This window comes from Microbulbifer variabilis, assembly GCF_020524905.1.
Classification (GTDB): Bacteria; Pseudomonadota; Gammaproteobacteria; order Pseudomonadales; family Cellvibrionaceae; genus Microbulbifer; species Microbulbifer variabilis_A.
In genome coordinates, this window is sequence record NZ_JAIVKI010000011.1 from 81,639 (window position 1) to 105,895 (window position 24,257).

Sequence of the window (24,257 nt, forward strand, 5' to 3'; positions counted from 1 at the left end):
GAAAATAAACAATCTTATTGTTTTTTAGAGCCTCGCAGCCATACACCTTCCTTGTTTTGGTCATGGTAAGCCAACCAAACCACAGAAATTCCGGCCGCACTCTTGGCCTTCATAAGGCGCGCATTGTCATAACCATTGTAGGGAACATCAAAAACAGATCCCGGATACTCATAAGCACAAGCGGCCTCTCCTTGGGACCAATCAGCCTCAGTGAAAGTAACTTTCCAATCGCTTCTATCACGACAGGCAAAATGATAACTATTCAGGCAAGGGACATCATTAAAACGGCCATTAGCCTTAGAAACAGCACAATTCTCATTTCCACGCCAGTTATTAGGCTCTGTGCTTTCCCAAGACCAGAGCAAATCGTCAGGCTCAAGGTGCCCCGCACTACCACCGCCATTGAACCAGAACATCTCAAAAATGTTGAGGCCACAGGAGAGGTAGCCACTCACATTGGATTCGGTAATTTCTTTGTCTTGCGGCCCTTTACCACCGCTACCAATACCATAGAGGGTGCTTGGATCATGCAGCCGAGTCATTTGCTTCCTAACATCAGATGTTATCAGCTCACAGGCGTTAGAATCAGACGGCTTGCTAAATTTATCCTTATAGAAATTCCTATATTGCAGGCCCAAATGAACCACTGACCTAAACCTTTCGGACTGCGGACATACGGAATCTGTATTAATAGCAATTACATTCTTTCCGGCATCCAACACATCCTGCTTGCTTATAGAATCCACCGGCAAACCCACACAGCTATTCGAGCCCCCACCTGAGCGATTAGCTTCATAAAGATAGTTGCCCAACTCACCACGTAACTGGTCTGCTATCTGGCCATAATGATCGGAGTTAATTTCAAGCTTTAGCATTATCACTGACTGAAGATTTCCCTCCTCCAACCACCGAACAATGCTTTCCAACCCCCTGCGAAATTTCTTTTCACCACCAGCACAGATACCATGACATAACCGTAATTGGTTTTCTCCAAGGAATGTTCCGTAATCACCGACATCTAAGGTAAGCTCTCGCACCCCGGAGTTTAGCTGGTCATAGATCGATATATCCTGATTGGGATCAGCCCAATAGGCGCTATCCCACTCACGCGCATTATAGGAGTTGTGGGTACCCACCCACTGGGAATGGTTGAAAGGTACATCTTTATCCAACTGTTCTTGTAGGGATAATTGCATCACACCCTGAGTGGTAGTCGATTTAACAACTGAAGCCAGAAGCAGGCCTGTTATGAAAATCACTAACCGCCCAAAAGATGACACTTGGGCCATTTGGTTTTTTCTTATCATGATATACCTGTGTCACTATCGTGACATTATTGTTAATATTTATTTTTATTTTGCCCTACAAAAGACCGCGGACCCCAAGTCAGAGCTCTTAGATATTAACCAAACCGATAATCAATTCATAGAGCCGAATCAAACCTGACTGACCGGTTAGAAACACCAGAAATTAAAGCCCATAATTTATGCAAAAAGGAAAACAAATTTCCAGTAGCATATTCTTAATTAGACTATATGAGCGTCATATAAATAATAATAGTGGCAACCCCTGCAAGCCGCACAACTGATCTGTACGTAAATCCATATTTTGAACCGCACCGGCAAGCAGGTTAAGACTACCCTGCGTTTAACCGGCCAAACTAGTTTATTATTTTATTAGAATCTCAATTTAACAAGCCAAATAAAAACAGAATTTGTATTTTAACAGAAAAAATAAATTCAAGCCTCGGATTTGCAAACCAACCAAAAAACAGGGCAGTAACTTCACAGATGAGCACCATCTTAATAGACGCTCTCATATTTTCCATAAAACCGGCTACATGAAAGGAATAGAACTTGGATTAAGTGGCAAGCAATTGTTTACAGTAGATTCTCCACACAAAAAATAACAGCAACTATTTTCGAAACAAAAAAAGTACGCACCACAACACCACAAAAAAATTACCAAGAAGACGAGAAATTAAGACTTTAAACAATAAGCATAACCTAACAAACCCAAAACCAACCCCCTCCCAAATAACTATGTCAAGGTTACTCTCAACAATAAAAATTACAGCCACTTACACTTAAGCAAGGCATTCAACTTGTCACCCACAACCCAAAATATTACATGCGTACCAGGTTTTCCCCATGTGAAGCAAATCACACAAAAACCCTCATGGGCGATAGTAAAGACTGGCGGGTATCAGATCATTTTATGATAAGATCGCGTAATGGATTTAGCGCCTAAGCGCTAAGATGAACAATTATCAGGGATGAGAATATATGGCTAACCCTCACAATACGGACTATACACACTTTATCTTTTTCCACGAAAAAACTAAAGGACAAAATGGAAAGCCTGTCTTTATCGATCCCAAATTACTTCCCCGGTTTATTGATTTGATCGATCTCAATTCGGAGGCAGGCATAAAAACGGCAAACCAAATGAATCTGCTCAAGGGTCCCACTGCCGGGATTACCTCTGACAGCAACCAAAGTAACGGCTTTGAACATCGCGAATATATAGGAACTGTACAGGTTACCTATATCGTGTATCAAGAGAGCAATAGTCATAATAGAGGTCCTGGTGTTTATATCACTGAGCTCAAGCGAGCCAACGGAAGTTCAGACGGTAAATCTCTACCGGCAGGATTTTACCAATCAGAATTTGAGGGTGAAAATTGGAAGCTGAACTCGATTAAAGACGATATTATTCCTACAGCAATAGGGGCAATTGGCGCCTTCTTTGATGGTACTAAATATGATGCGTTGTCTACCGCTAAAGAATATGGTAGCTACTTAAAGAGCACAGGAAATGCGGACCAAAAGCAACTAAACAACTGTTTTTCACTCTACTATGCACCAAGCTATCTCGTCGATGAGCTTGGTGTATGGAAAACATCGGCTCAGAAACTCTCTGGGCCGGACGCAGGACCTCGAGAGCTTGCCCGCCTGCTATATAAATCGCTACCTTGGGATGAGAGAGATGAAACCTTAAAGCATCATTGGTATGTTTTCGGAGAGGGTGCCAAGATGCTTCACCGTACCTTGAAGGAGTTTAGCCAGATAGCTGGAGGAAAAAGGCTACAACAGCATTGTTTTTATTTTGTCAACCCACGAGAAAATATTGGACTTTTGGTGCAGGAAGTTGAAAAAGTAGGTGCACAGACGAAAAAGACCAGTTACAGGCATAGCCTAGATGATATAGCCAGTAAAGTGCATCAAGTGAAGGATGGCAATAGCGCTACAACCGGTCTACAGAAAATTGACGCCTCCTGGACTAAGTTTGACAAAATGATACAGGGGAGCAGCAATTATTATCAAAACAAATATATTAATAGCCTTGATAATAATCGTACTTTTGCAGATGCGGCTATAAAATTTGCAAGAAACTTCAAAGATGGATGGGGTTAAGTATGGCTAAGGTAGATTCACTTGACTTAAGCCACCCTATTATTGAGCAACTTGACGATATTTACTGGCTACCCTTTGATACGCAACCCGTACACCATTACGACTTAGGCGATTGGCACCTATCTTTTACAGGAAAGTTAGTAAAGCATATTTATGGAGGCAATCATTATGTTCCATACACTACACCAATCGACAAAGAAGATAGCTATCCAAGGTTCTATGGTGGACAGCCACTTTGGGGCAATGAAAGCCCCTACATTTGGTTGGAATTTCACTCAATCAATGTCGGCTGCAGTGTAGATGTGGGATCTGATGATGTATGGATTGTTGGCACCGCTAGCTTTGAGATCCGAGTGATCCAAATACGGGACCCATCCAAATCTGGAGTCTTCGACCTCTCTGATCACAACCAGTTAAAGCAATTTATATTTACAAAACATAAGGATTCTCTAGATCGCCTGCTAAAATCGGGGCATGAGGATCGCTTTAGTGCCTGGAATTTAGACGAAATTGTTAACTACAAGGTCAAAGGAAGGAACTGGTATGAAATAATTGATGGTAACCGAGGCGTAAATTGGTGCTTCAACCTATATACCAACCTGTCAGACAAGCATCTTTTATATATTAAATATATCCCCAGCCAGTTCTGGCCTCCATATCATATTCCCAGCGAAAAAGCCCTGCACATTAGCAAATCTCCTTTGTGGGACTTTATGGATAACCTGGAGCTTTCCAAAATGGAAGAAGGCAGCCAGGTTGTTACCGGTACTATAGAGCGGGAGACTACTAGCTCCTGGGGAGAGGGCACAGAAGATCTGAGCAGCTGGTAAACTATTTTATTTAGCGGACTTTCTTAGCTCAGATTGCATATTTACACATTATTCATTTCGAAAGCTATACTTTATAGATTCTTGATTTCTTCGAAGAGATCTTAACCAGCTGGCTAGGAAGCAAAGTTTGGATAGCCTAAGGTTTTTGAGCTACTGTCTCAATTCCTGTTGTATGGTGCCCCCAAAGGGCACCAACAGGTAAGTGGGCGCTTTTACGACCAGCCAAATGTTCGTGATTTAAACGTTCAGCGACTCACCAATTAAAAGAACCTTGCCATTGCGCTCACCTGCCGCAGCGACTTTAACTGCTTCCTTCACATCACTAAGGGGGTAAGTAGCATGTACCGGTGCTGCCAACTTACCTTCAGCGACCAACTTGGTAATCGTTCCAAAAACTTCCCGCTGTCGCTCTGGGGAAGCATTAGCAAACCACTTGGCCAGCCAGAATCCACGTACGGTAATATCTTTAAAGATAATCACTCCTGGCGCGAGGAGACAGGGCTCACCACTCAGAGCGCCATAGTTTACCAGCGTGGCGCCTTCACTAAGGGTCTCGCCCAATCTAGCAGTAGCCATTCCCCCGACGGCATCTATGCCCAAGCGAATCTCAGCACCTCCGGTTGCAGCTTTAACCCTTTTAGCAAGGCTCTGCCCTTCCTGCTCACCATCCACCAGCACCACATCGGCACCGGCTTCCAGCATAGGCTCGATCAGTGAGGATCTGCGCACAACATTGACTACCTTAAGTCCGCGAGCTTTTGCCAAGCTGGTCAGATAGGTTCCCACCGCAGAGTTTGCTGCGTTTTGAATCACCCAATCCCCTTCTTTCAGGTCGACAAACTCACTGAGCAAGAGGTAAGCCGTGGGGGGGTTAATAGTGATCATAGAGAGCTGTATGGGATCTACCTCATTTGGCAGAGGGATAAGCCCTTTGGCATCCGCCACCATATGGCTAGCCCAGGTGCCACTGCCAACAGGTAACAAGACGGTTTGACCTATTTCCGGCGCCAACACATTTGGACCATGCTTGACGACCTTGGCAACTCCCTCATTCCCACCGACGGCAGGCAAAGGCGGCAACATGCCGTATTCACCTGTCAGTGTGAGTACATCTGAGGGGTTAATGGGTGTGGCCAGCATTTCCAACAATACTTGCCCCTCTTTCAGCTCCGGCTCACTAAATGAAACCGCCTCAATCACATCTTGGGGTACTGGGCCGCGCTCATGATATTCTGCCTTTAGCATGTCACCTTATCCTTTAATAAGCCTTGTATTCACTTAACCGTAAACAATCTCTGTTTCACGGCCAGTCGAAGCGGTTAAGTCTACTTAACATGAGAGAGAGTTCAAGAATATCAATCGGGCACAGATAACCTGAGGCAACCGTTCAAAGTTATCTGTAAGTTTCACTTCAGCCTAGACAAAGGCTACTTTTATTAATATATGTCATGTTTTTGTTAGTGACATGACGCCATTAATTCAGGATCATTATGTAAGAGAGGGAGATGCCACAAGAGCATTTTGTAAACCTGGAGCAATTACGGAAGGCAAGCTGACTAACAAGCATTTGCATCGAGTGAAATTAAAATTAACTCCTCTGTCCCACTATATCTTTGCTTGCCCCTCACATTTAAAATGTAAAATATTATCCACCGCTTCTATCAACCTCCCCAAGATCACAGACTTAGCTTCAATTAAAAATTACAACCTAGAAAGCACACTCAACGAAAACCGAGGCAATACCAAGATGCAGCACTTTGCAGAGGAATAAAATCTTTAGGAAAATTTTATTGAACAAGGAACTCGCCCCAACCTGATCAAGTATTACGCCTACAGTATCGCCCCCCTAAACCGACCACCCTGCCCACAAAAACATCAACCAACAATAAGAAAACCCAGCACTAAGCAAATATTTTTTGAATAAAAGTAAAGTTTTATAAAAGTATGGCAACTTGTACCAAATGTTAGTAAGGTTTGAAAAAGTGCCAAATAAGTCTTTCTCTTGGTCAATTATCAATGGAAGTACTGGCTAAGCTGTATTTTCTGCTCCAGAAGCAGGATCGTTTTTCCGATCAGAGTGGTGGGATAACTGGGCATATAGAGCTCTCAATCCCCTTCCTGCTTTTGGCCTCTGCTCTGAAACGGATACCCCTCACTCCCTCAGAAAATTCACAATGGGAATTTTCATTCCCAATTTTTCCACACCAAAAAACTCTTATTTCAAGATCTGCCATGAAGTATAAGGAGAATAAAAATGGGACTCTGTATTGATTCAAATAACATCGTCTTTATTACCCAGGTGAGAACGGCGCTTAACACCCTGTTAGGCGGAGTTGGCACTGCTCTTGCCTACACATCCGAGAAATATCGTACCGGTGGTCGCAATGTGTTACGAGTGAGTGAAGGCGCGGGGATTCTGACTGCTGCTGGACTCAGGGCCAACAGCACAACACTGGTAAGACGCCTGATTGCCAGCCGCCACGATACACGAATTACCGAACATCATTCGCTGGGATTCAGGCCCGATAAATGGCTGAAAGACCAGATCTGGAGTGGATTCAAGAATTATATTCCCTTGATAAGTGCCGACCAGGGCTTTATGGCGAAAGTGATGAGCACTGGCGCCAGCGGTGTAGTTATGTGGAATAACAATGTTTTTCAAACAGCCAATCTTACCAATACCGGAACTGTAGTTATGGGCAACTGCCCAAGCTATATTACGCTGGCCCATGAACTGGTGCATGCCGACCGCTGCAACCGTGGACTGCACCTCTCTGGCGCTACCAATTCCACCTACCTTGCCGACCAAAGGCAAAATCCCATGAATAGTGTATTCCGTCAGCAAGGTAATGGACTGCTTATGGCCAGGGTTACCAATGGTGGCAACAACCTCGTATATAACAATACGACAGTGTCCAATCTCAATAATATGATCACAACCAGAACCGCAGGTTGGATTTGGGTTGGAGGGTCTATGGAGGCGAAAGAAGAGATAGCCACAGTAGGCCTGAGTGATGACCAGAATAATGTCCCCAATGACCTTTTAGCCATCAATGAAAATATGATACGTGCCGAGCACAATGTTCCCCGTAGGATGAAGTATGGGCGTATCGGCAACTTGAACTAACCCAGCCGTTAATATCAAAAGAATGAATCAGGCTAGCCCGGCACAAGGATGTGCAAACTTTTCCGGCTTTCGCTTTTAAACTTCTGCTGAATCAGTAATCCCCACCAACAAAATCAAAGCGATGGGTTCTTCCACTTACCTCACTATTGCATAGAATTGCAAAGGGCCGTTATCATCAGCAACAACTTGAACTGCGCTCTTAGCAAACCCAGTGACCTTTTACACCGTGACCTTTTACACCGTTTCCAAGAACTGCATTTATTTGAATTAACTCATTAGCCGTATAAGATGTTTACCTACACACTAATTAAGCATACCCATATCACCGCTGCAGTACTTAGCATCTCTCTTTTTCTGCTGCGAATGGGAATGGAATTCTCTGGTAAGACGCACTGGCGAAAGACCTTCCTGCGTTGGATGCCCCACGCCAATGATACTCTGCTGTTATCTGCTGCTATAGCCCTGGTTATTATTGGTAGCTGGAACCCGGCTGTTTTTCATTGGCTCGCGGTGAAGATCGCACTGGTTTTCGGTTATGTGATTGCCGGTTTCTTCGCACTTCGCCAGTCTGCGTCTCAGCGCACCCGTATGATTGCATCGGTTTTGGCAATAGTACAAGTTGGTTTTATCCTCTATCTAGCAATTCAAAAGCCTGTTCTCTAATATTGATTTTTTCTCTATTCTGCCTGCCCGCGAAGCCAGTGCTCACAGCTCTGCGGGCAGTGCACTTAATCTTGATCCCACACTTCGTGGTCTATCCCCTTAATGTCGCATTTCCGGGCATCAAATACTGGCTCTTTCACCCCCCTGTTAAGTTGTGCCTCATAATCCCCTAATACTTTGAAGGCGACACCGGAAAGCAGGGTAATAGCCAATATATTGGTCGAAGCCATAAACCCCATAGCGACATCTGCCATCCGCCAAAGCAGGGTAAAGTTCTCAGTACTTCCACTGTAGGAAACCCAGGCTCCAAGCAAGATAAACAGTAAAAAAATTATCCGGTAACAAAAGATAGAAACGGGGGTGTGGTAAAGATAAAAAATATTGGTCTCACCGTAATAGTAATTACCAATAATCGAGGTAAAGGCAAAGAACAGCAGTGCAAAAGCCACAAAACCACTTCCCCAGGAACCCACCTCGCTGGCGAGGGAATCCTGAGCCAGCTTAACCCCCTCCACATTACCCACCATATAGACATCAGCGACTAAAATAATCGCCGCGGTACAGGTGCAGATAACAATGGTATCCAAAAAAACGGAGGCCATTTGCACATAGCCCTGTACCAATGGATGCTTAACATCTGCTGCCGCGCCAACATTCGGTGAAGACCCAAGCCCTGCCTCATTGGCGAAGAGGCCACGTTTAACCCCATTTGAAACCACCGCTCCCAGGGCTCCGGCACCGGCCTGCTCCAGGCCGAAAGCATTTTTCAGGATCGTGCCCAGTATCTTGGGCAAGTCCCCCAGATTCATCAGTAGAACCGCCATTGCCACAGCTAAGTAAGCGATAGCCATAAAAGGCACCACCACTCCAGCAAAGCGAGCGATAGAGCGGATACCTCCAAATACAATAATGGCCGCAGTCACAGCCACGACAGTCCCCACCAACATTGGGTTGATTGCCCAGGCGTCATTGAGGGCCGTGGCCATGGCATTCGATTGAATAGAGTTGAAAATAAAGCCGTAGCACATCAGCAAAAAGATGGAAAAACTTATTGAGAGCCATTTCCAGTTAGGACCAAGGCCTTTATTGATGTAGTACGCAGGCCCCCCTCGAAAGGTTCCCGGCTGCTCCCCTTTCTCTTTGTAAACCTGTGCAAGCGTGTTTTCGACCATACTGGTAGCCATGCCGAGCCATGCCACCATCCACATCCAAAAAACCGACCCTGGCCCTCCAGCAGTAATGGCCACGGCAACGCCCGCCAAGCTGCCGGTGCCAATTCGAGCGGCGGCACTGGTGGCAAATGCCTGGAAAGCGGAAATTGAGCCCGGATGATCTTTGTGGATACCGCGCACCATTACCATGGTCATATGGCCAAAGTGACGGAATTGGATAAAACGGCTGCGGATAGAGAAGTAAAGGCCAATGGGCAGCAGCGCTATAATCAGGACACCGAGCCACCACTCCCCTTCAATCCCCCCCCACAAAAGCCGGTTGGCCCAATCAATCGCCCTGATTATTCGGTCCAACAACTCTTGCATTCACTGCTCCCTACTACAGACTGTTTTTTATTGATCGGCCAACGACTGGAAAGGGCTTTTCCCACTAAAGACTAGCAGCCACTGCAGTGCTAACTGGTGGATAACCATGCAGGCCAAGTACAGACATCGAGGAAAAGAAATGCCTTCTTTGCTGGCACCTGAGAAATCCAGTCAGGCTTACAAGGACCAAAGAAAAGAAAACACGGCGCTCAAAACTCACTTTGAGCCCTAGAAAGCAGTGGAGAACCGGAAGGAAAACAATTCCCGAGGGATAATTAGGCGACACCGATAGCGCCGCTCTAATTTGTGTATGGAATAATGCGCTAGCAGAAGATTTCCCGCGCCCGCTCTGGAGAGACCACCTTGCGACCACACTCTTCAGCGACCACAGCCAAAGCCTCAATCAGCTGGCCATTGCCAGAGGCGCGCTCGCCACCGGGCAAATAGAAGGTGTCCTCCACCCCGGTGCGTAAATGGCCTCCCAATTCTGCGGTCTTGCGATGCACCGGCCAGATTTCCTCACGCCCAATCACCGTGCTCTGCCACAAGCTGTCCGCATGCATGTATTTAGGCAGCAATGCCAACAACTCCGGGTCGGCAGGCATACCAGAGGCCACCCCCATCACCAGGTTATAGTTGGGTTTATCCACCATACCCACATCGGCATACATACCTACAGAACGGACGATACCCACATCAAAGCACTCGAACTCAGGCCTGGTACCTGTTTCGCGGCAGACCTCGAGCAGCTCCTCTACTTTGTCCACCGGATTATCAAATACCATCGGCGGCCAGGCCCAACTGCCGTTGGATCGGGCTTTCAAGTAATTCAAACTGCCAGCGTTACAGGCGGCGATTTCCGGCTTACCGGCACGCAAGCACTCAAGCGGGCCGCGCTGGTCCCGGCCAATAGTGCCCGTGGAGAAATTTAAAAGTACGCCGGGGCACTTATCACGGATGGCATCGGCTATCTCCAACGCCACTTGCGGGTCCCAGCTGGGTAGGTGCCCCTTGCCCGGCTCCTGAACCCGAAAGTGCACATGCATTACCGAAGCCCCGGCATCAAAGGCCTCGCGAGCCGAATTTGCCATTTCTTCCGGCGTTACCGGAACCGGATGTTGTTGCGGATTGGTGAGCACCCCGGTTAGGGCGCAGGTGATTACCACTTCATCGGACATCGCAGGCTCTCCTGAATTATCTTTATTTGGGCCGCTTTAGATTCGGCGCACTAAGCTTTGCCGAATTCCGCTGATTGCCATGCTCTCAGTACCTGCGCTTCAACCATGCGCGAAATACCCAGAGCCGCATCCATACTTTGGGTTTGTTGTGGGGTGGTATCAACCCCCAGCACCAAGCGCTTGCTTGGTTCCCGAGAGACTAACACAGGCCTCTACCTGTAAAAAGGCAACTTGTGTCGTCAAAACAGGCCCGGCAAAATGCGAAAAAATCTAATTAAGGAAACCGGTACCCGATGAGTAATAACCCCAAGTCAATCTCCACCCCTTACGGCAGCTGGAAATCCGCGATCAACGCCGAACTATTAGTAGAAGGCAGCGTGCGCCTTGCGGAAGCCAGCCTGGTGGGTGGGCGTTATTACTGGCTAGAGTCGCGCCCCTCAGAAAAGGGGCGCAATGTTCTGGTGCAATATTGTCCGCAAAATGGACGGCGCGACCTCACGCCCGCCCCACTGAGTATTCGCTCTAAGGCGCACGAATACGGCGGTGGTAGCTACCTGGTTCACGGCGATACCCTGTATTTTGTACTGGCGGAAGATCAGCGTATTTACCGTATGGAGATCAGCAGTAACTTGCCCGAAGCCATCACACCAGAAAACGAATCCCGCTATGCAGACCTTCACCTCGATATAAAAAGAAATCGCCTCATTTGTATTGAAGAAGACGACAGTAGTCACGCTCAGGGACTAGAGGCACGGGCACGGATTATCGCCATCGACTTGCAGGCGCCTCTGGCTACAACGCCCACGGTATTGGTTGAGGGAGCAGACTTCTACTCAAACCCCACCCTGGATACCAGCGGGGATCAATTGGCTTTCTTACGCTGGCATCACCCCAACCTCCCCTGGGACGGCACCGAGCTGTGCCAGGCCAGTTTGAATGAACAGGGAGAGATCACCGAGATTACGCAAGTGGCTGGCGGAGATAACGAATCCATCTTCCAGCCACAATGGTCCCCGCAGGGAGAGCTTTACTATGTCTCCGACCGCAACAACTGGTGGAATTTATATAAGCTGGGGCAAGATACACCTCTGTGGAAAAAGGATGCTGAATTTGCCACCCCGCAATGGGTGTTTGGCATGTCCACTTATGGTTTTATCAGTGCCGAGGAAATTCTCTGTACCTACACCGAGAATGGTCTTTGGTACCTAGCCATCCTGAATACCCGTACTGGCGAACACCAGCTGATTGAGCAACCCTACTGCGATATCGAGAGCCTGCGCTGTGAAAGTGGCAAAGCGATAATGATTGCCGCCGCAAGTGACAGCTTCCCTGCAATCGTCTCTTTTAACCAAGCAAGGGAGGCGCTTGAGGTTATCGCCAGCAGTAACCACCGTGAACTGCCCGCCGAACTTTTCTCCCGTGCCCAAGCAATCACTTACGATGTCGATGGGCGGGTGGTACACGGCTTTTACTATCCACCGCAGAACCCAGACTTCAAGGCACCTGAGGGCGAAAAACCTCCGCTTATTGTTTTTAGCCACGGCGGTCCTACAGGTGCCACCTCTGCCGGTCTCAATTTAAAAGTACAGTATTGGACCAGCCGAGGCTTCGCCATTCTGGATGTGAATTATTCCGGCAGTACCGGTTATGGACGAGAATACCGCGATCGCCTTACCGATAAGTGGGGCATCTACGATGTGGAAGATGTTTGTGCCGGCGCCGACTACTTGGTCAATCAGGGCCTGGCAGATCCTAAGCGACTGCTGATAAAAGGTGGCAGCGCAGGCGGTTATACCGTATTAGCGGCGCTAACTTTTCACAACACTTTCAAAGCCGGAGCTAGCCATTATGGAATCGGCGAATTGAGCAGCCTGGCTAAAGACACCCACAAGTTTGAATCCCGCTACTTGGACAAGCTGGTAGGCCCCTGGCCATCGGCTGAAGCAATTTATCAGCAGCGCTCTCCTATTCATCATGTAGAGCAGCTGAACTGCCCGGTGATTTTTTTCCAGGGCATGGAAGACAAGGTGGTACCACCAAACCAAGCGGAAACCATGGTTAAAGCCCTTAAAGAGCGTAATATCCCGGTTGCCTATATCACCTTTGCCAACGAAGGACACGGCTTCCGCAGTGGAGACAGCATCAAAATGGCCCTGGAGGGAGAGCTGGAATTTTACAGTCGTATTTTCGGCTTCACCCTGGCAGAAACCGGCCCCGGTATTACCATTGAAAACCTGTAATCAATCATCCCAGACCTTGAGAGGAAGCCAATAACACCATGGGAAGATGGAGACCGCCGCGCCCGCGCGGCTCCCGCTATATCACTGCGGAGGGCGCGCGACGTATGCGTGCCGAAGTAAAGTTCCTTTGGGAGGAAGAGCGCCCCAGAGTCACCCAGGCGGTCAGTGACGCCGCCAAGCTGGGCGATCGCTCGGAAAATGCTGACTATATCTACGGCAAGAAACGCCTGCGGGAAATAGACAGCCGTGTGCGGTTTTTAACCAAGCGCTTGGAAGAAATCACCATAGTTGACCAGGTGCCCGAAGATCGCGAAAAAGTCTTCTTCGGTGCCTGGGTCACGTTGGAAGATGAAGAGGGGGTAGTCGTAAGCTATAGAATCGTTGGGCCAGATGAGTTCGACGTAAAGGCCGGCCTGATTTCCATGGACTCCCCTGTGGCTCGTTCACTGCTAGGGCGCAGACTCGATGATGAGGTGGATATCCGTCAAGGCGAAAAATGGTGTACCTACTACATCATCGAAATTCGTTATGAAGAGTAGAGAGTCGAGATGACAGTAGTTAGAGCTAGCAAGCTTTGCTAGCTCTTATTAAGCTTCCGGTTTTCTATAATACAATTCTTTGTTTTTTATCCAACAATACTATAATCCCGCCTGCAACCATAACTTGGCCACTAAGGTAGGGTATGTGGCGAAAACCGTTTTAATAATTCATGTTTTTTATCGCCCAATGTTTTTCTTTGCTGCGCAAGATTTCGATCTCTGCGAATCGGCTGTATAAATTTTCCGGTCTTGATGACATCATCGATTAGATTTGCGCGATATTGCCTTTCAAAATACTCTCGATAAAATTTTGGCATCCAATACTGCCCTTCACCTTCGTATTCCTGTTTTAGCAGTGTTTCAATTTTCTTTTTCTCAAGACTTTCCCAATCAAAAGGCTGTAAATTTTCTGCCTGTACTATTCTCGCATATAGGTATACCACCCAGGCATACTGGTGATACCTGGCTGAATCAGCTGTACCCCAGGGGACTGGATTCTCGTAGAGATCCAAGTAATCAGTAATTTTAATGCCCCGTTCAGCCATATGGTACGCTTGTATTTGTACTTCGGCATCCTCTCCTCCAGAAAAATGATTTTTTACAAAATCATTTAATACATCTCTCTCATCTTCCGTCTTCGTATCAAAGCCCAATGGCCGAATTTTACGCGACCTTATCTGACCATAGTGGCGCAGTGCAATTTCATACATTGTCATCCGAGACGGCAGATGGAATCTCAATGTGTGCAATAAACCGAGCAATTGCTCTACCTTTTGTACATCGAGTTCCGAACGTCGACTTTCTAGGAATTCAAACGCACTGTATAAGATGTTGTTACAGATATTGATTTTTACAACTAGGTTTCCCCAGGCGCTTTCTGTATTTATCCACTGGTCAAGCTTCAATAAGTCTTCGCTGGCCGCCAACCACTGATCAAACGGCAACTGATAATAAGCAGGCTGTTGCTGTTGCAGAAAATGCAATAGATCTCGAGTCGTCTGTCTAAGGTCGGCATTATCTAAAAGGAGAAGATTATTTTCGATTGTCTTCTTTGAGTAAACAGCTGAGCTTTCATAAAAAGATATACTGGATTTCAGAGCATGTGTATGCTCTTCCAGCCCGTCTTTGAATGACCCGTAATCATCAGCCAGCGTCCATACGGGTAATAAGGCGGGCACTACCAGAGACATTACCGTTAACAAAATTTTCACTTAGAAATCTCCTGTAGTTTCGAATTTATAACTAAAAATTACCTCAGTGACAAAAATTCCACCGGTGATCCTAGAAGCCTCATAACCCAATTGTATCCATGCCCCATCTGAATTTAAATCGAAAATAGATGTAATTTTGCCCATATTAAAGCCATAGAAATTAAATACCTCACCTTGCGCCTCAATGGTCAACTCGTAATCCAAAAACCCACACACACTTTCTTCGCCCGCACATGCAATGTTGCCTAGAACCTAAGGCAGCGGTCAAATCTGCAGCAGTAAAACCGGTCACATAGAAGCTAAACACTACATCGATATCATTGTGAAACGAAGAGAACAGGACCGTGCGGCTCCCGCTATATCACTGCGGAGGGTGCGCGACGTAAGCACGCCGAAGTAAAGTTTCTTTGGGAGGAAGAGCGCCCCAGAGTCACCCAGGCGGTCAGTGATGCCGCCAAGCTGGGCGATCGCTCGGAAAATGCCGATTATATCTACGGCAAGAAACGCCTTCTGGAAATAGACAGCCGTGTGCGGTTTTTGACCAAGCGCTTGGAAGAAATCACCGTAGTTGACCAAGTGCCCGAAGACCGAGAAAAAGTCTTCTTCGGTGCCTGGGCCACGTTGGAAGATGAAGAGGGGGTCGTCGTAAGCTATAGAATCGTTGGGCCAGATGAGTTTGACGTAAAGGCCGGCCTGATCTCCATGGATTCTCCAGTAGCTCGTTCGCTGCTAGGGCGAAGACTCGACGATGAGATAGATATTCGTCTGGGAGAAAAGTGGCAGACTTATTTTATTACTGAAATCCGTTACGAGGAATGAGGGATAGTGGTAAAGCTACGTTGCCAATATAAGTGGCGTGCTATCCGGCAAAAATCTCTAGAGACTTTGGTTATTTGGTTATTTATCACTTTATCATGTCTTGATGTTGAATTAGAGCATCGCCTCCTCAATAGGTATTTGAGGTAATTTGCCAAACTCCTTCATCCTCGGGAAGAAATGTTGTAGTGGCACTCTGTGGGCAATCAACAACTTGGAGGCTCGCCTAACCAGTGTCACCAGATGGCTCTGCGACCCTTAAACTGTAGCGTCTTCCCAGTTTTTAATTTTGGTATTTTCATCAATATCTGCAGAACCCTTATCAATGTCAATTCGGCCAAAAATTAACCTAGCGCCCGCTTCAGAGCCTACACTTTTACAATAAATTTTTTTGTTTGGTAAGCCGGCCGGGCAATTAAGCCATCTGATCCAAGAATATATAGCAAGAGCTACTTCATAATTTAAATCGTATAATAACTACTGATTTTATTTACACTGCAATTCAGTGCGAAAAAAATATTTAAACCCATGAAACACACTCTTTCCTTACCAGAGAAGGTGAGATTCGATATTTTGACTTATATAATTGTGTAAAATACGACTGACTAGAAAAACCACTCTCCAACGCAATATCCACTAACCGTTTACTTGTAGTATGCAGTTGAACATCCGCGTATCGGAGGCGCCTTTCGTTAATCCATGATTTTGGAGAAGACCCCCTAAAAACAAGACTAAACATATTCTTAAATGAAGTCAGGCTCATACCTATCTGCTTAGCATAATCGGCCAAAGACCAATTATTAGTAATATTTGTCTCCATGAATCTCCTAAAAGCTTCCTGCTCCGGATTTACCTGATTAAGCAATTCATTAGCCAGCATCTTCCCATGATCACTGTTCAACTTGAGTAGCAATAACTCCTCTAACTTTAGAGCATTTAATCCGTCATTATCCAACTGACCAAACAATCTAAATGAATCCAATGTTAGCTTTGTCAGTTCACAACTTGGGAAAATAAAAGGTGCTTTACCCCTAGGCAGAACTGATTTCATCATATTAGGTGCCTGTTTTTTATGAAGCAAGGCATTATCGTATCTTTCATAGAATCTAGATAGCATTGCTGCACGAACACCAACACATATTACAACTGCATCCTGATTTTTGTGGATATTACCTAACCGAAAACTCTCATCTGAACTTGCCAACCAAACTTGCCCCATTTTCAATTCAAAGTTCGATTGGCGATTCGTAATATTAGCAGTTCCGGACACCATCATAACTAAATTAAAAAAAGGTGAAGATGTAAGAGCAATAGATTTACCACTTGGAATTGAGAATATCTTAAACTCATATAAATCTCCACAATGCTGACACTCGACAACCTCTTCCCCATTGGTGATATCATCTTGCCACTTACAGGAGGGAATATTCATTTCTTTCATTACCCCTTATAGAGTCACTATCTAATGTTGGAAGACCGGAATTTATTAGCAACATCTTTAATATTATTTAATACTTCCCTCAAAACTTATAATTTCCATTAATAGGTAGCTGGATCAATCGACCAAAACTCTTTGTTTATTATTAATTTCTAAGATAGCTCCACCTACGGCCACGTGACACCTGAAAGGTGAACGCCATCTAAAATTAAAACCAGCTTGTTGGTATTTGGGGCAGACTTTATCAAAGGATGAGTGTTACATTTTTTATCTATCAACCACATAACAACAGAATATATTTTGAACAAAATGCCTTTATTACGGTCAACTTAGAATACATATACTTAGGTTGAAACATAAGGCTATCCATTGCCCTACTATTGGCGCTCCTAACTTGGTCACCCTCTGTCAACTCAGAGTAACGTTAGTAAAACCTATTCCCGTTTGAACCATCGTTTGAACCACCGTTGTAATTACCAGCTATCCTTACCCTTTCTTTATCACCTCGTCAGCTTGGTGATACTCCCGAGGGGCCTAGCCTACTGAGAGCGCTAGAAAACTGCCATTGAGTTGGTACTAAGGTCATAATGGATAAAGCTTATGAAGGAGATGATATATGGCCGTCGGTGCTGAATCTAAGCATAATTCCGGTGGTCCCTCCGAGAGTTAACCAGTTGAGACCGCGGGAGTATGATCGAAAAGCATACAAGAAGCGGAATGAGGTGAGGTGCTTATTTCGTCGACTAAAAGGATTCCGTAGAATTTCCGTCGCCTTGATAAATTGTATTTTTATATTCTTTCTTTGCTTTTCACTTATTGCAGGCAGATTTATTAGAGTAGGCAGTAAAGGCGTGCAAAATATAAAGACGTAGAAAAATGTCTTGGTGAAGCTTCTGAATACCTAGAACACTGGATATTATATGTGGGCAGTAATTCACCATCTTCCAGATCATAAGATAATAATATATCATTTATAATATCTATAATAATTCCCTTACACTAATCCCCTGGCACTAACTCTTTTACACTGATCACACTTAATATGAAACCTGGCCCGTTGAAGACAGGCCATATTTGATTTCAATATAAGATTTTGGCCTCACTAGAGATCAAGAAGCCAGTAAACTATCTAACCCTCGGAGTTCCAATAAATAAGCCTTTATCAAGTAGTCGAGATAAACTTACGCACTTCCTCAAGAAACTCTTTTGAAGCTGGTTCACGTCCCAGTAACAAATGCCCATCACTATCTAGACCAACAAATCTAGCGTTTGGAATACTTGATGCGATATCGCATGCTGTTTTTACCGGAATCCGTTGATCTCCTAAAGAATGGATAACCAATGTAGGAACAGTGACTTTACTGAGTTGATCACGAACATCTATGCTGCTAAACACAGAAAGAAAGCGAACTGCATTTCTGGAGAAGTTGTTAGGCGTTGAAATTCATTGAACCAAGCCAACTCACTAGTATTAGCCCTTGGCATAAATGTTGAGGAGAATATCTGTCGGTATGCGGGGTTATCTTGCCCCCAGCCGGCTTTAGTAAGAGTCATTACCGCTTCTCTCTCTTTTATCACAGACTCTGTAGCCCCAATCCGCCAGCCGGCTGCGTAACCACCAAATAAAATAAGTTGCTTTACCTTTTCCGGGTGTCTAACTGCATATTCGATAGAGACAGCCGCTCCTTGAGAAATACCAAGTAGCGTAAAGTTATCAACGTCGCAAGCATCAATAACAGTTTCAAGATCTGTTACGAATGATTCAAAAGAGATATTGTCAACATCCCAGTCTGAAAGACCATTTCCACGTTCATCATAGCGTATAAACCGATGGTCAATAGATAGTTCCCGGAACAAAGGGCTCCAAATTGGAGAGTCCCAATCATACTCCAAATGACTCAACCAATTAGCGGCCTTTACGATTGGTGGGCCATCACCAATCGTTGCGAACGCGATGCGGGCGCCATCCGAGACAGTACAAAATTCAATTTTCTGTTCGCTCAGAAGTTTTCTTTCGCGAAGTTGTTCATTGGTGTGAACATTGCAGGTCTCTACCTCCGCTGGCTTATATGGTGACCAGGCGATTCCAGCCTTTCTAAACCTTTCCACCAATTGTGGTCTAGTACTCGCCATTTCCCGTGTAAGCCCCAGCCTATCCATCTTTTCCAGTAGCTGAGTCGCTGCGAGGGGGTTGTATGGTTCAAGACTTTCCCAGCAGCGCGCCCACCTCAATTGGTTTGGAGGTGAGATATCTGGGTGAGTAGACAGACGGGAGAGTATTTTGCCACGCAAAAGCCCTACCTCCTCCCGCTCAGCAAGCAGCCACTGCTGGAATAACTCTTGATCAGACAAATCTATCCCTTCAAGAAATGGCTCCTGCAGTTCAGAATTGATAGCCTTGAGGTCATCTGCTGATAATTCAGATTCTTCGAGCTTAGACATAATTGACTTAATATCAATTTCAATGTCATCTGTCTTTAGGCTCACCCTCTCTCGATCCGCAATCAATCGTTCTGTATCGGAGTGATTGACAATGGGGCGTATTTTACTTAATGACCACCTGAGGGATGCTCTAGGATCGTCAGGTAACTCCCAAAATATTTCACACAAACGATCACGACGATGCGGCCGAGCGGCCAAAACCAAGAACGCAAGAAGTGCACGTGTCCTTTTAGATCGTGGAAGACTTACTCGCTCTCCATCACGATAAACAGTCAGCTCTCCAAGCATTTGGATTGTAATACTCATAGCCGAAATACTTATCCTTAAATACAGTAATGCTCTTAACCAAATGAATGAAGAAGATCTTGAGAAAAAATCAATCAGACTCGTTTACAAGTCTAATTACACTAACCAAAAATGACTATCGCAGTTCATCGGGCAGGAAAAATGCCTATAATCTTCTCATTATCACGATTACCTGCAAATAGACAGGTACATAGATGTTATGCAATGTATATTGAAAGACGAGGCATAATTTCGGCTAGCAACCCACTAGAGTTGAGCCCATCTGATACGGAAGTTTAGCACCTGCCTCATTAACATGGTATTAACCGAATAGATTAATATTTGATCAAACCTTTAGGTCTAACACTGACCACACCATGAACACCAGGATTCCTACTGAAGGGTGATGAAAAACCAGCAACCTACTTTCCATAATGGCCCCTCATAATTTAATGAAGGGCCAATTATGCAGGTTACTTCTACAGCTCAACTAGTAAATAGACTCCTCTTGACATAGTTCAATGCCTGCAGATTGCGTTGAACCCCGCCGTAGATCAACCATACGTGCGATAAACCAAATAAATGGTTCTACTTGGCCATTTAATACACAGCTTCCCGTGGAAATACTACGGAGTAAGCCCTGTACATTCGATGAGTGCAGCGCAGAAACTGCCTCTTTATCTTTAAGCACCAGTGAACAGGAAGGCAAGCCAGAGATGTTGTGATCACTCAGTGTGGCATGTCCGTCGTAACATAAAATTCTGACAGGCTCCGATGGTTCAGAGACATGTACGGCCAAGGTCAGATTTGGAGTTGGACCAGAATGACTCACCATAAATTGTTTAAGATAGCCTGAGAAAGTCGTTGCCCAGTCTTCCACTTCAGACTGCGCCCAGCGTAAGTCCATGGGTTCTTTTTCAGTCTGCACCAACAGAGCATCTACTTCCCGCTCTGCTTCGATAAGCGCTTGAACGGTCTTATCGACATCCTCTTTCGTATGAGCCGCCGAGCAGATCAGCCTGAGGCGGCCACGCCCTGGTTCTACAATGGGATAAGTCACTGCCGATGTTTGAACACCGCGCTTGTATAGTTCCTGCACAATAGCAAACAGTTTATCTTTGTCGCCAAAATGCGGCGTGACAATGGGGCCATCTCCCGTGCCCAAATCATAGCCCGCCTCTTCAAATTTCTGGCGCATGTAGCGGGTGGTATCCCAAAGCCGCTCGCGCAATTGGTCGTCAGATCTCAAGCGACGCAAAGCAGTGAGTGCTGCAGCAATATCGGCAGGACTGACCGAAGCCTGGAAAATGTAAGCTCTGGATGATGATCGCAACAGATCGATATATTCTTGCTTCGCCGCCACAACACCTCCAAGGCTCCCAAGCGCCTTACTCAGTGTTGTCATAATGAAATCGACCTGATCCGTAACTCCCTGAGCGGCACAAATGCCAGCGCCACCTTCGCCATAAAATCCGAACGAATGGGCTTCATCTACCAAAACGAGTGCATTATATCTCTTGGCCGTACGCACAATTTCTGCAACCGGTGCGGCGCCCTCCCCCATACTGTAAACGCCTTCGAGAACCACAAGAATCGTACGGTAAGGAGACACTTCTGATTCGAGTACCGCTTCCAGGTCTGCGGCATTATTGTGTTGGAATGTTCTGATCGTGGCCCCACAAAGGCGGGCACCGTCAACGATCGATGCGTGGCATAGCTGGTCGATAACGACCACATCATCTTTGCCAAGAAGCCCGGCAACCGCACCGACATTTGCGGTATACCCTGTCGGGAAAAGGCAGGCACTGGGCTTTCCTACCAATTCAGCAAATTCCGTTTCGAACGCCAGGTGAAGATCCGTTAAACCCGATGCAGCGGCTGAGGTTCCCATACCAGTACCAAAATGCTTCGCAGCAGCAATAGATTCCTCGATCACCTGCTGATCCCGATTCAAACCAAGATATAAATTGGTCGTCCAGATAATGGCTTCCTGCTCTTCATCGTTATACACATCGCTAACCGTACCCCGAGTCGCACTGCCGGTGCGCAACACTTTGCTGTAAGGGTTTCTACGCTGGTTGTTAACCATGTGCATCACTTCCTGTACCAGCTTACTCTTATCCATCGCAGACCAGGAAGGCGCTTTTGCGGCCTGGAATGTTGGGTGGCTGGACTGAATATGTGACTGGAAGTCGGCGAGGGAATCCGATGCTACAGAGTACGCTTTCTCTCTATGTCCCCTGCCAATACCACTACTCATCAAGTCAATAATATGACTCGCCAGAGCTTCGGGAGTGGAGTACTCGTTAATTGCCTGTGGAGGCAATGTAAGCCCAATATTGTTCGTCAAGCGACGCGCAAACTCCAATGTTGTCAGTGAGTCGAGGCCCAAACCCGTAAACGAATGTTCTGGCGATACTTCTTCGGAATCGCCGATATTAAGTAGAGCGGCTATTTCCCCCTGAATAATCGACAGTACCGTAGCTTCCTGCTCATGCCTTGAGCCCATCAAACGCTGCAACAGGTTGCTGTTGGAACCACTGGTGTTATCGGGGCCTTGTTCTCGATGTCTGCTCTTTTCCAACTCTATAAGCTGCTTTCGGTCGAGCTTGTCATTCGGTAAAAACGGTAACTCCTCTAGATGTCTTACGATTTGAGGAACCATATATTTTGGCAGTCGCTCTGCCAAAAACTCTTTAACTGAAGTGTCTGTTACACTTTCATCCCGACTCACGACAAAGACGACAAGCATTTTCTGACCGATACCACCCTCTACTGCCGCAGCAGCCGCTGCGTCAACACCTGGCATAGACTCGAGTGTCGACTCAATCTCTTCAAGTTCTATCCGGTATCCTCTCACCTTCACCTGCTGATCGACTCGACCAAGAAATTCGATTTCTCCATTCCCTGCCCACTGGCACAAATCCCCAGTTTTATACAAGCGAGAATCAGGGATTAAATCGGTAGGTTCCAGCTCAATAAAACGTTCTTTGGTTTTTTCCTCATCGTACAAGTACCCTCGTGCAAGCTTACTCCCTGCCAGATACAACTCTCCCGCAACACCAGGAGAAACCGGCTGCATTTTGTCATTCAAAATATACGCGCGGGAATTAGGTACGGACTTTCCAATTGTGACTATTTTAGAGCCAGGTGGCACTTTAGCAATTGTGGAATACACCGTATCTTCTGTGGGTCCATAAGCATTGAAGACCTTTAATCCGGGAGCCATAGCCTGTACTTGCTCAACCAGTGATCGCTTTAGCGCCTCGCCACCAAAAACGAGACAACGTAGCCCCTCAGGTAATTTTTCTGTCGCCAGCAATGTCTGCATTGCCGACGGCACGGTTACGCAGGTTCTCACTTGATTTGCTGAAGATAGCTTTGTCATCTCAAGAATATTCTTGCCCAGTATTACCGTGCCCCCAAGCGACAGGGTGCCCAAAATTTCCATAACCGAAGTATCAAAACAAACTGAAGCTCCAGCAAAAACACCCTTGAGTTCCTCTTCATTTAACAGTTCGTCCATCGACTGGCACATAGCGACAATGTTTTTATGCTCGACAGCAACACCTTTTGGCCGCCCGGTTGAGCCGGATGTGTAGATAACATAAGCCAAATCATTTTCGGACGGCTCCGCGCAGCGGATTGCCTTGGCACCCACTCTATCGATCCGTACCAACTCACGCACTCCCTCGCATAAGTTTTCTGAAGTATCGCCATCCACAATGGCCGCCACCGCGCCGGAATGTTCCAGCATATATCGTACCCGATCCCTCGGATATGCAGGGTCTAAAGGCACATAGGCGCAACCTGCTCTCATCACACCAATTAAAGCAGCGACAAGTTCCCAGGAACGGTTCATGCAAACTCCGACCAAAGAGCCTGGTAATACACCACGAGCTTCAAGCTCACCCGCAATGGCATTGGACCGGATAAGTAATTGATTGAAATCAATTGTCGCATTGCCATCGACAATTGCCTTGCGACTGGGGTGATGTTGCATTTGCCTTTCGATTAAATGCCAAACTGTCTCTCCCGTTGTTGGAAGGTTTGAGCATAGGGTTACATCACACTGAGACTTTATCTGGGGGCTATCAACAGAACTATTCACTAAATAATACCTTTTATTTTTATTTAAAGATCTAAATTTACTTTTTATTTTAATCAGAAATCTTTTAAACCTGGTTACAAACTCCTTACTTAACAGAATTGTAAAATGAAGGGCTTGCGCCAACTAGCGGGCGTAAGCCGTTGATGGAGATTTCTCTCAATCTCTACTTTAGCGATGTGGCGGGAATCACTCACTTCTGTTATGCAGAACAGACGCCTTCGTCGACTTTGAGGCAACACCACCGATCGTAGTGGGGACGAGTGCTCTGGCCTCGACCTTCTTCAGGTTCAATGCCGTATCTGGATAATCTCCTCACCCCTGCTAACCGTGTCCCAGGCAATCTTCAGCCTAGCCCTATCATGGTGTAGCACGGCAGCCTGAACCCAATGTTGGCCGCAGATAATTCAATACTGTACGCAAAGA

General features: G+C 46.1%; 18 protein-coding genes. 8 read left to right on the top strand and 10 right to left on the bottom strand.

The window, feature by feature from the left end; all coding sequences use genetic code 11:
* Positions 1 to 14: 14 nt before the first annotated feature.
* A complete protein-coding gene (locus LC073_RS13490; RefSeq protein WP_226647769.1) occupies positions 15 to 1,289 on the bottom strand; it encodes a hypothetical protein in 1,275 nt (424 codons plus the stop codon).
* A gap of 996 nt (positions 1,290 to 2,285) precedes the next feature.
* On the opposite strand from LC073_RS13490, the gene LC073_RS13495 reads away from it, so the two are divergent.
* The gene (locus LC073_RS13495) at positions 2,286 to 3,416 is read left to right on the top strand and encodes a hypothetical protein (protein WP_226647770.1); all 1,131 of its coding nucleotides are present in this window, start codon (positions 2,286 to 2,288) and stop codon (positions 3,414 to 3,416) included.
* 2 nt (positions 3,417 to 3,418) lie between these two features.
* Complete coding sequence (locus LC073_RS13500) at positions 3,419 to 4,246, top strand: hypothetical protein (protein ID WP_226647771.1); 828 nt, start codon at positions 3,419 to 3,421, stop codon at positions 4,244 to 4,246.
* Between the two features lie 237 nt (positions 4,247 to 4,483).
* Here the strand turns inward: LC073_RS13500 and LC073_RS13505 are convergent, their stop codons facing one another.
* Complete coding sequence (locus tag LC073_RS13505; RefSeq protein ID WP_226647772.1) at positions 4,484 to 5,491, bottom strand: zinc-dependent alcohol dehydrogenase family protein; 1,008 nt, start codon at positions 5,489 to 5,491, stop codon at positions 4,484 to 4,486.
* Positions 5,492 to 5,711: 220 nt separating this feature from the next.
* Between LC073_RS13505 and LC073_RS13510 the strand changes: the two genes are divergently transcribed.
* The 3 genes from LC073_RS13510 (at position 5,712) to LC073_RS13520 (ending at position 8,036) form a co-directional block, all read left to right on the top strand.
* Positions 5,712 to 6,017: a hypothetical protein gene (locus LC073_RS13510; RefSeq protein WP_226647773.1), complete on the top strand. Its 306-nt coding sequence runs from the start codon at positions 5,712 to 5,714 to the stop codon at positions 6,015 to 6,017.
* 483 nt (positions 6,018 to 6,500) lie between these two features.
* Entirely contained in the window at positions 6,501 to 7,373 is an 873-nt protein-coding gene (locus tag LC073_RS13515; protein WP_226647774.1) for a M91 family zinc metallopeptidase, read from the top strand.
* A 288-nt stretch (positions 7,374 to 7,661) separates the two neighbouring features.
* Positions 7,662 to 8,036, top strand: coding sequence for a SirB2 family protein (locus LC073_RS13520; RefSeq protein WP_226647775.1), 375 nt, complete (start codon positions 7,662 to 7,664; stop codon positions 8,034 to 8,036).
* 65 nt (positions 8,037 to 8,101) lie between these two features.
* On the opposite strand, the gene LC073_RS13525 is transcribed toward LC073_RS13520, so the two are convergent.
* From LC073_RS13525 to LC073_RS13535, 3 genes are all read right to left on the bottom strand, one after another.
* Positions 8,102 to 9,574 (bottom strand): alanine/glycine:cation symporter family protein, encoded by a 1,473-nt coding sequence (locus tag LC073_RS13525; RefSeq protein WP_226647776.1) that lies wholly within the window; start codon positions 9,572 to 9,574, stop codon positions 8,102 to 8,104.
* Positions 9,575 to 9,897: 323 nt separating this feature from the next.
* Complete coding sequence (locus LC073_RS13530) at positions 9,898 to 10,752, bottom strand: 3-keto-5-aminohexanoate cleavage protein (RefSeq protein ID WP_226647777.1); 855 nt, start codon at positions 10,750 to 10,752, stop codon at positions 9,898 to 9,900.
* Between the two features lie 50 nt (positions 10,753 to 10,802).
* Positions 10,803 to 10,958 (bottom strand): hypothetical protein, encoded by a 156-nt coding sequence (locus LC073_RS13535; protein WP_226647778.1) that lies wholly within the window; start codon positions 10,956 to 10,958, stop codon positions 10,803 to 10,805.
* A gap of 87 nt (positions 10,959 to 11,045) precedes the next feature.
* Between LC073_RS13535 and LC073_RS13540 the strand changes: the two genes are divergently transcribed.
* Together LC073_RS13540 and greB (LC073_RS13545) are read left to right on the top strand one after the other, a co-directional pair.
* On the top strand, positions 11,046 to 12,992 hold the full coding sequence (locus LC073_RS13540; protein WP_226647779.1) for a S9 family peptidase: 1,947 nt from the start codon (positions 11,046 to 11,048) through the stop codon (positions 12,990 to 12,992).
* 38 nt (positions 12,993 to 13,030) lie between these two features.
* Positions 13,031 to 13,531 carry a transcription elongation factor GreB gene (gene greB, locus LC073_RS13545; RefSeq protein WP_226647780.1) on the top strand — a complete coding sequence of 167 codons (501 nt, stop codon included), beginning with the start codon at positions 13,031 to 13,033 and terminating at the stop codon, positions 13,529 to 13,531.
* 131 nt (positions 13,532 to 13,662) lie between these two features.
* Here the strand turns inward: greB (LC073_RS13545) and LC073_RS13550 are convergent, their stop codons facing one another.
* Both LC073_RS13550 and LC073_RS13555 read right to left on the bottom strand, forming a co-directional pair.
* Positions 13,663 to 14,742: a hypothetical protein gene (locus LC073_RS13550; protein WP_226647781.1), complete on the bottom strand. Its 1,080-nt coding sequence runs from the start codon at positions 14,740 to 14,742 to the stop codon at positions 13,663 to 13,665.
* Complete coding sequence (locus tag LC073_RS13555) at positions 14,743 to 14,934, bottom strand: hypothetical protein (protein WP_226647782.1); 192 nt, start codon at positions 14,932 to 14,934, stop codon at positions 14,743 to 14,745.
* Between the two features lie 168 nt (positions 14,935 to 15,102).
* Between LC073_RS13555 and greB (LC073_RS13560) the strand changes: the two genes are divergently transcribed.
* On the top strand, positions 15,103 to 15,561 hold the full coding sequence (gene greB / locus LC073_RS13560; RefSeq protein ID WP_226647829.1) for a transcription elongation factor GreB: 459 nt from the start codon (positions 15,103 to 15,105) through the stop codon (positions 15,559 to 15,561).
* Between the two features lie 517 nt (positions 15,562 to 16,078).
* Here greB (LC073_RS13560) and LC073_RS13565 read toward each other — a convergent pair.
* The 3 genes from LC073_RS13565 to LC073_RS13575 form a co-directional block, all read right to left on the bottom strand.
* Complete coding sequence (locus LC073_RS13565) at positions 16,079 to 16,999, bottom strand: helix-turn-helix transcriptional regulator (protein ID WP_226647783.1); 921 nt, start codon at positions 16,997 to 16,999, stop codon at positions 16,079 to 16,081.
* Positions 17,000 to 18,376: 1,377 nt separating this feature from the next.
* Positions 18,377 to 19,744 (bottom strand): alpha/beta hydrolase, encoded by a 1,368-nt coding sequence (locus LC073_RS13570; RefSeq protein ID WP_226647784.1) that lies wholly within the window; start codon positions 19,742 to 19,744, stop codon positions 18,377 to 18,379.
* Positions 19,745 to 20,213: 469 nt separating this feature from the next.
* Complete coding sequence (locus LC073_RS13575; protein WP_226647785.1) at positions 20,214 to 23,726, bottom strand: amino acid adenylation domain-containing protein; 3,513 nt, start codon at positions 23,724 to 23,726, stop codon at positions 20,214 to 20,216.
* Between the last annotated feature and the right edge of the window lie 531 nt (positions 23,727 to 24,257).